The sequence below is a fragment of the Parabacteroides sp. B2-S-102 genome (assembly GCF_023656665.1).
Classification (GTDB): domain Bacteria; phylum Bacteroidota; class Bacteroidia; order Bacteroidales; family Tannerellaceae; genus Parabacteroides; species Parabacteroides distasonis.
Map to the genome: position 1 here is coordinate 27,155 of NZ_JAMOKM010000021.1, position 13,884 is coordinate 41,038.

The window sequence follows — 13,884 nt, forward strand, 5'->3', positions numbered from 1 at the left end:
GTGATCCGCCTGGGATTCTCCTAAGAGAGTTACCACGCTGATATTTAAAACTTTATGTTTTTTGCTTCAAGCATATCCCATGATTTAACCCACTAATTTGCTACGTGCTTTTGCGGTAGTTTGCTCATGGAGAATACTGAAGGCAAAGATAGCAAGTATTGTTGCTATTGCAAAATTTAGAAGGTCTTTTATGATTGTTGGTAGGCTAATATTCTGTATTTTCAATTTTATTAAATGATAAAAGAATAATGTTGATTATGAGATATAAGCGGATGTTTGGGGTTCAAAATAGTTTGCAGATAATTAAACAGTATATTATTGTGTGCAATTTAGTTTTTTTTTGTAAGTTTGTGTTTTAATACATTTAAAATGAACCTTATGAGTAAAACTGTGATATTAGGTGCAGGTGTAGATTCTCTTAGTGGTATAGCAATGCCGCTAACAAGTGAACTAATACCTCAAATAAGTGATTTTGTACAAACTGAAATTGGAAAGCGGATTGATGAAAAGCTCCGTCTTTTACTGCCCCGTTTAAGATTTAGTTTTGAATCTTTTGTAAAAAGATCTATAGATAAGCTGGCAGATGAATTTAGAAGAGAGATTGATACTATCACAACTAATATAGAACACGAGTTGGAAACAAATCACTCTTTGTCTAACCCAGATAGAAAAATGGGAGAACTTGTCAATCGTTTATTACGAAAAATAAAATACATACAAGAGGGTGCTGAATTTGACGAAGAAACAGAGGACTTAATTCAGGAAGTATTGGGAAGGAGGATTGAAGATGAAGCCATTATTGATATAAAGAAGCTGTCTTTTACAGATACATTTAAATCCATATTGCAATATGTTTTAGAGCAGAGTGTCAGAAATTCAACAAATCCGATATTGAGGCATGTCTACAAAAACCTATTAGATATAGAAGATTTGATGGTAAAATATTTTATTGGATTCTATACAAGGAAAGATAGTGATATAAAAACGTATGTATATATATCTTGGATGTTATGGGCTTTTCTGAAGGAAAAAGAAAAACAGGTTTTTAATGATGAAACTAATCATTTACCTTTTTATTCTCAACTTCAAGATGATTGGAATATTATTACATTCAACTATACTTCTTTTGCAAGACAAAAGGTTGCTAACTCAAAATATTTTCATGGTAGCTTATTCGATTATATTAATATGTATAATAGAACTATGATGTCTTTTGAGGAAAATGATTATTATAATACTGATACATTTGAGCTTTTTGAACGCATAGCTACACCTAATATTGATTTCACTGAAAGTTCTAAAAAAATAGTTGTTCCAGCAATACTTCCCCCATTAAGGATAAAGCCTGTTTTATCAAGCAGATTTATTTCTACATGGTATGAATCAGCACAACAAATTATCCATTCTGATAAAATTATTATTGCTGGATATTCTTTTTCAAATACAGACGAACATTTTAATGATATATTGAGAGGTTGTCGAGATAAAAATATTTATATTATAGATCCAAATATTGATCTATTGATTAATAACCTTCACTCGATATGGTCATATAGACGTGATGATTTCTCTTTGACAAGTATTCAAAATAAAGAAACGTTGAAAGCTGGTTCTTTAAGTTTAATAAAAGCATCTGCAGATGAAATCATTTTGGGTAATTTGTAAATACATTACATGTCTCATTCTTATATGGGTTATAATTTCTTTTGTTGTTGCTACAGGGTGGCATCCTTTCTTTAAACCAGAAAGTTTAGATCATTTGGGCTCTTTTTTAGGAGGTTTTTTTACATTTATTGGAATATATTTCTTGTATAAAACATTGATAAGCCAAGAAAAAGCTATTACGAAGCAAAAAGAAGAATTTCTAATTCAAAGCTTTGAAAGTAAATTGATAGAGCGCATTAAGTTTAATAGAGAGATTGTTGATAATTTGTCGTATAGAATTCCATATCTTGTAGAAGAATCCTATATGGCTAAAAATCGAGTATTTGAGTTGTATTTTGAACAGATTTATGAAGCTATAAAAATCGTAAAAGACAAATTATCGGAAATTAGTATAGAGGAAATTTATTCTACAGAAGATAATTTAGAAAAAGATCGTGCTATATGGAAAGACAGTATTAAGGAAAGAACAATTATAAATATTGCATACTTAATTGTTTTTTTAGTGGTAAACAAATCTGGTTATCATTTATTAAAAGATCAATATTTAAAGAAATACTCAACCACAGTAATACTACCTCTTTTGAATCTTTTTTCCATAAAACCTGCCAAATGGGATTTAAGATATAGTGAGTTCTATTTAACACCTCCTGCTAATCCAACAAAAAAAGCGGAAATAAAGGAACAAAGCAACAAATACTATGCTGGCTTTCATAATGAACTTGGACATTATTTCAGAACATTGTTTCATATTTCAAAATATGTAAATTCACAATCAATGCTTAATTATAATAGCAAATATGATTACATGAAAATGCTAAGAGGACTATTTTCCAACTATGAAGAGGCAGTATTATTTTGTAACTCAATATCAGACTTTGGCGTTCAATGGGAGGCTCTTCCTAATTCTACAAGTGATATAAACAATTCATTTATAACCAAATATAATCTTATTAAAAATTTATCTCCAGATTTTATTGATGTGGTAAATATACGCCAGTTTTATCCCAATGTCATATATGAAGGTTTTGATTTTATTTCGCATGAACGATTGGAACTAGAGAAGCTTTATACTTAGCTGCTTTTCTCTGATAAACTTTGCATATATGGAAAGAATAAATAAGAAATTTAGCAAAATCCGTAGGGCTTGGCATTGACGTTTCAGTCTTGGAATATACCTTTGTGTTCAGAGAAAGAAAGGATTAATTAATTTATTCCATTGAAAAAATGATATATTAGATTGGCTACTATTATTGCGTAGTTCTCGCCATCTATGGTGTAGAAACCTAACTTTTGGGCAAATGAACCGCTTTTGTCGTTGGCGCACTCGATGCCGATATGATTAAAACTATACTTTTGGGCTATGCCAGTCAAGAATCGGATAAGGTGCGTTCCGTGTCCTATTCGTTCTTTGCTAAAACCCAATCGGGCAATAATCAGACAATCAGGTGGAAATCGGCTTTCTACCTTTCTGATACGCAAATACAAATCTACTCGGCTATTCCTACGGGTGGTAATAATGTTATCCACCGTCAGTCTAACGAGTGATTTGCGATATTTGAAACGCTCCATCAGGTAGCGATATCGGCTCTTAGTTCCTCGTATTCAATCATCGTCTTATCCCTTTCTTCTTTTTGCGTTTCTGTGTCTGTAATTCTTCCGCCAGTGTCGCGTCATAATTATTGCCATCTCCCAGTGAAAAAATAGATAACAAAGAATCACATCCATTATTATTTGGCTGATTGTAAGCGTGTTTATTTTCTTGTTTGCTATCAAGATTGCAAGAAATTACGTTTTCTTTCTCACTGGATTGTAATACTTCTTTTTTCTTTTCGTCAGTAAAATATTGTTTCGGTTCTTGTAATTCCTGTTCTTGCATTTTCAGTTTATCGTCAATGCTTCCGTTCTTCATTGTGTTGGAATACTCAAAGGATTCAGATAATTGACGGTCGTAACCAAATAACTTATCAAAGCCCTGTTCTGCCTGTTGGAAGAGGTTTACACGGTCAAAACCACCCGTTACCGTCCCTTTCTTTGTATTCTTGTGGTTGGTTAGCGGTGATAATTTTTTCTTATTAGATTGGTCTTTTCGGCTCACAATCAAATGACAGTGCATGTTTAGTTTATTGTCGGAACGGCTACGGTCAAAGTGTATCTTCCCGTAAAATTTTATATCCGCTTCGGATAGCCCTTTGTTGAAGTTCTTGGCATATTCAGGAATAAAGACTTCCCGAATATACCGTTTCATAGCTTCGGCTTTCTCCTGCTCGGTATTTCCCATTGCCTGAAGCTCCTTTTCCGATGGGCTGACATGGATAGCATAAAACTTAGCATCCGTTTTCAGGAGTTGCCCAATATTGGTGTCTATCTCTTTTACGACTTTTGATTTATAGATATTGTCATCTGTCAGATTGAAAAAGCTTTCTGTATAGATACCCTTTTCCATTCGTTCTAAATCTTCATGCTCTAAATAATTTGCGAGTTGCCGGCTACTTCCAGCATTATTATATGTACCGTTTGATGGCGGGGCAAAGTCGATGTGCATAATCCTATATATTTATCAGATTGATGATTTCAGCTTTCAGGTTCTCTTTACGTTTGCTATCCATCACACCGCAAGCAGAAAGTTCTGAATAGAGTTGTATTAGGTGAAGCAACTTTTTATAATCCCGTTGGTGTATCTGGTAGAGTGCGTTAATCTGTTTGGACTGGTTGTTTATCACATCGGCATGATTGCCGAACTGCTCACTTAACTTTTTGAGTACGGCTGTTTGTCTCTCCTGACTGGCTTTCAGTTGAGAGAGAATAAGAGTTTCCAAAGTTTTGCCGATAGCATCGAAACGCAAAGCGATAGAATTTGTTGCCCGTATCATGGGATTTAGTTGTTCTTCCTCATAGTGACGGATGAAGCGAATAATATCATCCTGTCTCTTATTTATTTTCGCCAGTTCCGATTTTACAGATTCAGGGGCTTCGGATGGGTTGATGTGTGCCTTATCTATATATCCGAACGCCAACTTTACAACTTCGCTCTTTTTCAGTGAATAGCGTTTGCATATCTTCTCTACCAAAGCTGCCGTTTCCTTGTCTATGGAAATGGTAGTGAATATCGTTTTCCGACCGCTGTTTGGCATGGTAATTACTTTTTTTATAGAAATATGAATAGATAAATACCTGATAATAAGTATTGCAACGAAAATACTTATTACAGGTGTCATTACAGCGTGTTCTTGTAACACGCTAAAGCCGAAGGCTTTGCCCCGCAGGGCAAGAGGGAAGAACAGGACTTGTCCAGTTCCCTCTTGCTCGATTTAGTGAAACAAGCTGAACCGATAGGTGAGGCAGTTTGTGCTAAATCGGGGTGGTAGCACAAAGGAATAGCCTGAACACAGGCTTCTTTCCTCTGCTACTTTTTGCTATCAGAGCTGATTAGCCAACTGATTGGCTTTTTCAAACTGTTTGTAGGTTTGAGAATCGGCATACTCACGGACGAAAGCTCGAATATCGCTGGCTTTATAATACGTTTTTCGTCCGATGGTAAAGTAGGGAAGTACCCCTTTCGCCCGATAGCGTTGTAGGGTTCTGAAAGATGCTTTCAACAGAAATGCTAAGTCTTGATTATCTAATAGCCTTTCGTTTTCATCGAACACGGTATCAGTATTGATAAGGGATTTCAAGTCTTGCCCGATTTCGGTGAGTTTTTTGGATAGCTTCTCCATCCACTTCTCGAAGTTTTCATTGTCTATATACATTTTGCTTCAATTTTAAGTTCAACATTATTATTCTCAATCGATTGATGAAGCAAAGTTCTGCAAAACAAGGTCGTAGAAAAAGAGGAGTAGTTACCTACTCCCCGAAAACTGGTTTATAAACTACTATAAATAAACAATTTGCAGAATCATCTTTTCCAATCTTTATTTATTCTTGCGTTTACGGTCTTCTCTGGCAATAGCATTTCGCAAAGCATCCAATGTTTTAGTAAGATTGTACGGTTTACGAGTAAACACTTCACCGATCTTATCGTAGATACTACCAAATTTCAGATTGAAAAGCTGTTCAAACCCACGAGCCAACTGAATTTTTGGGACTGGCTTTCCATTTTCCCCAACGATTTTTCCCAGTAGAAACAGAGCTAGTACAATTTCAGCAATACCTATAATCCCCAATTCTTTAGACTTTGGGAGTACATATAGGTCTGATTTGAACTCTGTAGGCACAGGTGAATTAAACTGTTCGGGATGGGTAATCTTCAGATTGAGTAACTCTAATTCTGCATCAATTAAGGATAATGCTTTGTGAATGTATAGATTTTTAGGCGCATTTTCCCCCCTGCCCATTCTGATACAACCCCTTTAAAGGGGCTATCTCAATACGGGTGAGATTAAGCATCCGGAAGATATGAGTATAATCTTCCGAATTGCTAATTGTTACTATTTGCTTCACAAAATCTTCATAAGCATCTTGCATTTCTGTGTTAATAACTTCTTGTGAGGTATCAGCCAGTAAGATGAAAAACCTCGTTCTCAATAAATCATTCATAGGCATAAAATTTAATTGTGAATAAATTATATCTATCAAAGCATTTGCTTTGTATGCTGAATGATTTCTTGTTTTGTTTGTAGTTCCTCTGCTAATCAGAATGATTCAAGGGGTATTCAGCCTTATTGGTCGCAATTCCAGAAATGGTGAACTTCAAATTCCTGCTTCTTACAAATATAATTCACTGGCATGAGTTCTAAAATAGCGAAATATAGCTATGCAGAAGAACTGCGACTTGCATCAATCCTTGTTAATGATTTCTTTATATAGTTCATAATCTCTCTTCATTTCTAGTAAGTAATTCATTCATTTTTCCCTCCATAATATATGGCAAACACTTACGTATCTTATCAGTAGACCAATTCCACCATTTCAGTAATAGTAGTTGTTGAATAACCTCTGCATCAAAGCGTTTTCGTATTTCTTTGGCAGGAGTGCCGCCCACAATCGTATAAGGCGGGACATCTTTCGTCACTACGGCACGTGCGGCAATAATAGCTCCATCACCGATATGAACCCCTGCCATAATCACAGCTTCGTAGCCGATCCATACGTCATTGCCGATCACAATATCGCCTTTGTTGTCCCATGCAGTAGTAATATTCGACTTTTCCAATTCCCATTCTTCGTAGAATAGAGGGAAGGTATAGGTAGACAGAGATTTCAATGAATGATTCGCACAATTAAACAGAAACTTCGTGCCACAGGCAATAGAACAGAACTTGCCAATGATTAACTTCTCCCGGTGGATGGGATAATGATAAAGCACATTGTTCTTCTCAAACAGCAAGGGATCAGCTACAAAATCATTGTAAATAGTATAATCGCCTACCTCAATTAGAGGATCTTTAATCACGGCATTCAGATAGACTGTTTGCTTATCTCCGGTGCGAGGATATATTTTTGTCATCATAACTTGATTCGTTTTAATAGTGTTTACTTTTTAGATAAATGATAGATTGAAGTGCCAGCAGAATCACAAACAGATATTCTGCCGTCAAGTAGAGGGATAAAGACGCTTCTATACAGAAACTCAACCAGTAGAGATACACTAAATAGACACAGGTGGTTGTCACCTGAAACAGAAAGGTGATTTTGGTTTTTCCCGTTCCCCCGACTGCATTAAGATATACATAGCCGGGTAGTGCAAACGTGTAATTCAGGAGCATTACCACGAAAGGGGCAAATGCTAATTCCACTAATAGTTCGTTATCAGTGTAGAAGCTTACAATCCAACGATTACAGAGCAAAGCAACTACTACCAATGGGAAGCCAACGGCATAGCCTAATTTCAGAACCTTGTGACAAATCGGGAAAAGTTCTTTTCTCGCTCCCGCTCCAATAGCATTGCTCACCAATGAACCCGTAGTGACAGCAAAGGAATTAGCAATTACGAAAAAGATTGCCGATACGCTTCGGGTGATATTGGAAATAGCTAACTCCGTTTTCCCTAAATGCTCGATTGCCACGAAAAATAGAAACCAAGGGGCTACACTGATAAAAGCATGGAGCATACTCCACACAGACAGATTCAGGACTTTGATAAGTAACCGTCCATCATACACGGGCTTCAATCCGTATTTTTCTTTATCTATCTTCACTCCTGTGTAGATACAAAGCACAATCAAAGAACCCATTTCCGCTAAAGATGAAGCGATGGCTGCTCCCGAAATACCTAATTCCAGTGTGAATATTAGGAAGTAGTTCAGCGGGATATTGATCGCCACCGCAGTAACAGCCGACCACGATAAGGCTTTTGTGTACGTTATTCCAACGAAGAAAGACCGGATAGCCAAAAAAGGAAATGAGAACAACAGCCCGAAGCTGCGCCAGTCCAAATAGTGGATTACCGCCTGATAAATTTCCGGTGAGGAAATTAACCGCTTCAATAGATAAGGGGAAACGGCATGAATCAGCAGGCAAAGCAAGACGGCTAATCCCGATAAAAAGAATAACCCTTGAAAGAAAGTCTTTCCTGTTGCTTGATAATTCTGTTCCCCGTTTCTGCGAGCAATCATCACTTGCAATCCAATACTGAACCCGAAGCCCAGCATATAGACCGCCAGATAATAAATTCCGGCAATAGCGGATGCTCCCAATTCCACCTCGCCTACGTGACCTAAAAAGACAGCATCCGTTATATTGATTAACTGCTCCATTAAGATGCTCATCATGACCGGAAAGTTGATGAGCCATATTTGTTTATATGTATAATTCATTGCTCAACTGCAAAATAGCACGATACAAACAGACCTGCATAACATGGTCTGCCAGCTCGTAAATTCATAAATAAAAGGATGTAAAATCTCTGTGGCAAATAAATCGTTATTTGTCAAATAGCTGAATAGCTTTCTTGAAGGGGGCTATTCGCAGGAGCGTAGCTATATACAGAGTTTCATAAGAAGTGAATACTATTTGTTAGTTGATATAGCGCAAATGTATGGAAAATTAAGAAATTCAATCTATCAATTCATGGATTTCTTTTATATGCAGGTGCAAATGTCCCAAATATCCCTCTATCATTTCTCTTAATGTAACCTTTGCTCCTGTAAAGTCGCACCAGTAACTATCCAGCCTGTTCTTATCTACCGAATTAATAACTTGGATGATGTGCAGATTGTAGCATTTCCACAACTGGATTAAGTTAGACCAGTCTGCATTTTGATAATCTTGCAGAGCTATCCACAAGTCATTATCCTGTGTATAATCAGGGAAGAAAAGCAGGTCTTTGCTATATTGCAGCCGAACCATGCGTTGATGATTATTGGATGCCGAATCAATCAAGTGACCGAGAATCTGCTTGATGGTGCGATTCTGCCTATTTCGCCTTTGTGTGATAACCTCTACGGGCAAACGACTTAACAATTTCTCTTCTGCTTCAATAACCTGTGCGATACCAGCGGTTATATGTATAAAATTACTTTCTTGCATAACTTTCTATTTTTAAATACTTCTGCAAAAGTAAGTTCTTTGCCTATCATCCACTTGTAAAAAACTGACATAATCACAAATGACTATGCACGATTATGCGATTTAATAACATTCAGCCTACAATCTTTAGAAAAGAATGTAGAATACGGAGAACGGGAAGATAGATATTGAGTAGGTGAACAGTCTGTAAACTCTTTAAAGTCTTTCACCAAGTGCGAAGGATCGTAAAAGCCACATGAATAAGCCAAGTCTACAAACTCCATCCCCGGATGATTCTGCAACAGATACAGTGCCCGCTGAAAGCGAACTACCCGATAATATTCTTTAGGGCTCATTCCTACATAGTTGGTAAATACTCGCTTGAATTGCCTATATCCCAAACAAGCACTTTCAGCAAGGGTATTCACGTCTATTTGCGGTTGATTGATTATTTGACGGATAGCGTGATGCGTTCTTTGGTAGTTACAATTTGCATCGACCAACCGTTGTATGAAAAAGCGTTCAATCAACCGGATGCAGGTTTCAACGGCTGGTTCGGCAGAAATATTTCGTTTCAGGTGATTCAATTCGATGTCTTCCAAATCTTCTACATCTATATAATGGTTGTAAAGTTCACTCATAGAACACCGCACAAATGGATTTAGCCCCAGAGGATGAAATATAACGGCAATCATATCAATATTACCCTCTGAAATCAAACTCCCATACGTTGAGAACTGTCCCCGGATAAAATTCTTTGGCTGTAAACCTTTTGATTGGATATTCAGATTCTCACCCCGATGGAAAACAAGGTGTACGCAACCCGATGGAATAGTCTGTACCATTACTGGCTCTACTTCATCGGTTTTTAGCACCCAATAGTATTTAATGTATTGGGAAAGTATAGGTGACGGATATAAAATCTTGCTTTCTCTCATCGTTATTTCGTTCATCTGCTGTGCGCATGGCGGTAAATATAGAGGTTAATCCCCGCATAACAATAGAGTAAGCCGAAAATTTAGATGAATGGCGTGTGTTTTGTTCCGCTATATGTCAGTGTTAAACGGTGCATTGCCCTCGTGATCGCCACATATAGCATACTCCGGTCGATTTCTGAATGATAATTTCTATCGTCTGCCTGTGGAATAATTACCTCATCAAATTCCAAACCCTTTGCCATGTGGGCAGAGGTGATAACAATACCCTGCACAAAAGCTGAACTTTGGTTCGATAGGAAATGAATATCAGGAATTTGTAATTTATCAGCCATCTCACAGGCTTGCGATTCGGTTTTGCAGACAATCCCCAGTGATTTATAGGCGGATGCCTGATAGGTAGCTATTAAATCTTTAATAGCAGATAGTTCTTCTTTCTCATTATTAAATTGTAATACTTTCGGTTTCTCTCCGTGTCGTGCGACTGGTTCAAGATCGGTATTTGTCCGTATTTTCTGTGCAAAATCAGTGATCTCGTAAGTAGAACGGTAACTTTTGCATAGCTTCATCACTTCACCCATGACAAGAGCTTTCTGAATCATATCCGCAGTAGACGAGCCGTAAGGATTAACCGACTGGCTGGCATCGCCCAATACCGTTTTCCGACAAGGGAATAGCTTTTGTATTACCTTATACTGGATTGGAGAATAATCTTGCATTTCATCTACCAGCAAATGTTTAACATAGTTCTTTGTACCACCTTCCAAAGCGATATGCAGATATGCCAATGGTGCTAAGTCAGCATATTCAAGTGTGCGATTCTTCCGCATTTTAAACAGTTCCGGCTTACCCATCCATGCGAAGAAATCTTTATAGACTTGCAGGTCATTGTTTCCGGCAAACATTCGCTTGATTTCTTTTTTTAGGAAATTCCGTTCCGCAGTCGTCACAGTAAAAGCATACTGTACTTTCATCATATCAAGAATATAATCCGTCATTGCCTCGAACCGTTGGCGCATGGGGTAGCGGTTGAAACGGTGGAATTGCTCTTCGATAAATTCAGCCGGGACGGTGATATGTTTGGTTAGCTTCACATCCTCTGCTCTAAAGTAGTGGTTTTCGATGTGCAAAATAAAGCGATCCAGACTGGCGATGAAATCGAAAGAGGATTTATATTCGATTCGCTCAATAAAGTCCGGTGTTGGTTTTGTTAGCAATTCATTCACTTGCTCGAAAAAACTAAGGTATTTGTATTTGTGATTCAGTACTTCGGAAAGTATCTGTTCCATGCTGGTTTCGGGTACGGTTTCTTCGCCCAGTTCGGGCAGGACGTTAGAGATGTAATCGGCAAACACCTTGTTCGGAGAAATAATCAAGATGTCTTTTGAAGATATACTGCCCTGAAAAGCATACAGCAAATAGGCGATGCGATGTAGGGCAATAGAAGTTTTGCCCGAACCTGCTACACCCTGAATGATGAGCGTTCGGGCTTCCTCATTACGGATAATTAGGTTTTGTTCTCGCTGGATGGTGGCAACGATATTCTTCATTTTATCATCTGCATTAGAACTTAGTTCCTTTTGCAGAATATCATCGTGGACGGTCAGCGCACTTTCGATCATGAATTCCATCTTTCCAGCCCGAATCCGGTATTGCCGTTTTAATGAAATATCCCCTTTTATCTCTCCCGATGGGGATTGATAAGATGCTTCACCCAATTCGTAATCGTAGAACATACTTGAAATAGGCGCCCGCCAATCGTAAATTACGGTTGTCCGGCTTTCAGTATCGTGAAAGGTATGAATGCCGATATAAACAGGGATTATCGGACGGTTCTCGCTCTTCTCTTGAAAGTCGATTCGTCCGAAGTAGGGAATATCCACTATTTTGGCAAGCCGTCGGCGTTTGTCAATTACACTTTCGCCTATGGCAAAATGATTCAGGATGCTTTCACGCATAGAGCGTATCTCATGTGGATCAATATCTTTATTATTCCAAAGGTAGTCTTTGTACTCCGCCAATGTATCTACATGGTCTTTCACGGACACATCGGTATGGCTGATTATCTGCTTCAGCCGATTGATTATTTGCTGCAAATAGCTTCTTTCTTGCTTCTCTGTTTGATTGAATACCATAGTAATTTATTGCTAAAGGATGAAAATAGAGTCAAAACGGTGCGCAAAATTACTGCAATCCAATAGGATAGGAAATGGCTATTTATAGCTATATATCCATAAGTTTTGTATCTTTGTACGCTCAAAATGAACGACATGGATATTCTTAAACTTGCCCTACATAATCAGCAAACCGCTTGGAAAATACTGGAACATACCGGTATTATCCCGGCATGGGGACGTATTGGGGCAACCGTCCATCTGGTAGGCTCACTCAAATCCGGTCTGCTGGCAAAGAGTAGGGATATAGACCTGCACATATATACCGATACATTGGATATTGCAGCCAGTTTTTCAGTGATGCAGGAGCTTGCCAAACGGATTTCTTTAAAGGAAGTCCACTATAAGAATCTGATTCAGACAGAAGAAGAATGCATCGAATGGCACGCCATTTACGAAGATGAGGACATGAACACGTGGAAGTTCGACATGATTCATATTCGTAAAGGCTCAAAATATGATGGTGTGGTTGAAAAAGTAACTGCTGCTATTACGAACCGACTTACCCCTGAAATCAAGCAAACCATCATTCAAATAAAATTCGATGTGCCGGACGGGATACAGATTCCCGGCATAGAAATCTATCATGCTGTTTTCGTGGGTGGAGTTCGCAATTATGAAGAACTGGAACAATGGAGAAAAACCAATCCGCTGACAAATAGCTTGGATTGGCTGCCGTAATCAATAGAGAATACCGAAACTTTCTGCCCGATTAATGGCTTCGATCACATTATCAACATTCAATTTTGCTAATATATTCTTGCGGTGATTGTTCACCGTGTAAATACTAAGGTTCAGTTTATAAGCAATCTCCTTGCTCAAAAAGCCCTGTCGGATTAATAAGAGTATTTCCTTTTCCCGCTTGGTTAATTGTTGGTCTGCCGGAACAACTGCCGATGCAAGTATCTCACCCGTTTCCCGATTTATAACCGTCCGCTTGATTCGCTCCATAGGTGTTTGATCGGGTGAAAGATCCATCACTCCCATAATCATCCACGCCTTTCCATTTTTGTCTTTCTGAATTACTTGGTGGCGACTGATTACATTCACATATTCCTGCTGGGCATTCAGCATACGAATCTGGAATATCTGCTGATAATTATTTCTTTGTTCTTGCGGAAGTGAATAGATAAACTGTCCGTGTTCAATCTGGTGTTCGATGAGTTGCGCCCGGTCGTCCGGGTGAATCCGTTCCTCTAACAAATCCCCCTGCTTCCGAATCATCTTTATCCATGTAGGGTTATATCCGAAGATAGTTGCAAAATTATCGGATGCAAAATCGTACCGTTCTTTGAAAACATCTACCGTAAAGATGCAACTTTGGCTCATTTGTGAGAATGTCTGTATAGATGCTCTGCGTTCATTCCACAAATCATAGTCCACATCCAGCGGGCTGATCTGCTGTCTTGCCCATAATTCTTCGGGAGTTATCTTGTTGGTAGTCATGGGGCAAAGATAAGCGATAAATCTTTTCGTATCTCTATTTCCATTTGACTTTCTATGTAAATGCGTTCAAAAAAGAATATCCTATGAGTATATTCCAAATGAATTGAGCCAGAGATAGACAGGATATACCACTTCTGGACAGTTTTGAAAACGGCTCTTGATTCTTCTTTCATTTGCCGATGAAAATAGAATCAACACGTTTTATAAACCATTTAAAA

The 13,884-nt window shown here is 38.0% G+C and carries 14 protein-coding genes and 1 pseudogene; 3 read left to right on the forward strand and 12 right to left on the reverse strand.

Annotated elements, in window-relative coordinates:
- The first annotated feature begins 378 nt into the window (after positions 1 to 378).
- Together NBH07_RS19020 and NBH07_RS19025 are read left to right on the forward strand one after the other, a co-directional pair.
- Positions 379 to 1,665: a hypothetical protein gene (locus NBH07_RS19020; RefSeq protein ID WP_005801505.1), complete on the forward strand. Its 1,287-nt coding sequence runs from the start codon at positions 379 to 381 to the stop codon at positions 1,663 to 1,665.
- Positions 1,640 to 2,740, forward strand: coding sequence for a putative phage abortive infection protein (locus NBH07_RS19025; protein WP_009016804.1), 1,101 nt, complete (start codon positions 1,640 to 1,642; stop codon positions 2,738 to 2,740). Before NBH07_RS19020 ends, NBH07_RS19025 begins: the two co-directional genes overlap by 26 nt.
- Before the next feature lie 128 nt (positions 2,741 to 2,868).
- On the opposite strand, the pseudogene NBH07_RS22690 reads toward NBH07_RS19025, so the two are convergent.
- From NBH07_RS22690 to NBH07_RS19080, 11 genes and pseudogenes are all read right to left on the reverse strand, one after another.
- A pseudogene (locus NBH07_RS22690) lies at positions 2,869 to 3,275 on the reverse strand (GNAT family N-acetyltransferase).
- On the reverse strand, positions 3,272 to 4,207 hold the full coding sequence (locus NBH07_RS19035; RefSeq protein WP_009016803.1) for a DUF5712 family protein: 936 nt from the start codon (positions 4,205 to 4,207) through the stop codon (positions 3,272 to 3,274). Before NBH07_RS19035 ends, NBH07_RS22690 begins: the two are co-directional and overlap by 4 nt.
- Before the next feature lie 4 nt (positions 4,208 to 4,211).
- Positions 4,212 to 4,796, reverse strand: coding sequence for a BfmA/BtgA family mobilization protein (locus NBH07_RS19040; protein WP_009016802.1), 585 nt, complete (start codon positions 4,794 to 4,796; stop codon positions 4,212 to 4,214).
- A 285-nt stretch (positions 4,797 to 5,081) separates the two neighbouring features.
- Positions 5,082 to 5,414, reverse strand: coding sequence for a helix-turn-helix domain-containing protein (locus NBH07_RS19045; RefSeq protein ID WP_009016801.1), 333 nt, complete (start codon positions 5,412 to 5,414; stop codon positions 5,082 to 5,084).
- Positions 5,415 to 5,576: 162 nt separating this feature from the next.
- Positions 5,577 to 5,999 (reverse strand): hypothetical protein, encoded by a 423-nt coding sequence (locus tag NBH07_RS19050; RefSeq protein ID WP_009016800.1) that lies wholly within the window; start codon positions 5,997 to 5,999, stop codon positions 5,577 to 5,579.
- A complete protein-coding gene (locus tag NBH07_RS19055) occupies positions 5,974 to 6,207 on the reverse strand; it encodes a hypothetical protein (RefSeq protein WP_009016799.1) in 234 nt (77 codons plus the stop codon). Before NBH07_RS19055 ends, NBH07_RS19050 begins: the two co-directional genes overlap by 26 nt.
- Before the next feature lie 265 nt (positions 6,208 to 6,472).
- Entirely contained in the window at positions 6,473 to 7,114 is a 642-nt protein-coding gene (locus NBH07_RS19060) for a CatB-related O-acetyltransferase (protein WP_009016798.1), read from the reverse strand.
- A 13-nt stretch (positions 7,115 to 7,127) separates the two neighbouring features.
- A complete protein-coding gene (locus NBH07_RS19065) occupies positions 7,128 to 8,420 on the reverse strand; it encodes an MATE family efflux transporter (protein ID WP_009016797.1) in 1,293 nt (430 codons plus the stop codon).
- A gap of 238 nt (positions 8,421 to 8,658) precedes the next feature.
- On the reverse strand, positions 8,659 to 9,132 hold the full coding sequence (locus NBH07_RS19070) for a DinB family protein (protein WP_009016796.1): 474 nt from the start codon (positions 9,130 to 9,132) through the stop codon (positions 8,659 to 8,661).
- An 83-nt stretch (positions 9,133 to 9,215) separates the two neighbouring features.
- The gene (locus NBH07_RS19075; protein WP_009016795.1) at positions 9,216 to 10,049 is read right to left on the reverse strand and encodes an AraC family transcriptional regulator; all 834 of its coding nucleotides are present in this window, start codon (positions 10,047 to 10,049) and stop codon (positions 9,216 to 9,218) included.
- A gap of 80 nt (positions 10,050 to 10,129) precedes the next feature.
- The gene (locus NBH07_RS19080; protein WP_009016794.1) at positions 10,130 to 12,181 is read right to left on the reverse strand and encodes a HelD family protein; all 2,052 of its coding nucleotides are present in this window, start codon (positions 12,179 to 12,181) and stop codon (positions 10,130 to 10,132) included.
- Positions 12,182 to 12,307: 126 nt separating this feature from the next.
- Here NBH07_RS19080 and NBH07_RS19085 point away from each other — a divergent pair, with 126 nt between their 5' ends.
- Positions 12,308 to 12,901, forward strand: coding sequence for a hypothetical protein (locus tag NBH07_RS19085; protein ID WP_009016793.1), 594 nt, complete (start codon positions 12,308 to 12,310; stop codon positions 12,899 to 12,901).
- On the opposite strand, the gene NBH07_RS19090 is transcribed toward NBH07_RS19085, so the two are convergent.
- Positions 12,902 to 13,666 carry a LuxR C-terminal-related transcriptional regulator gene (locus tag NBH07_RS19090; RefSeq protein WP_009016792.1) on the reverse strand — a complete coding sequence of 255 codons (765 nt, stop codon included), beginning with the start codon at positions 13,664 to 13,666 and terminating at the stop codon, positions 12,902 to 12,904.
- Positions 13,667 to 13,884 lie beyond the last annotated feature (218 nt).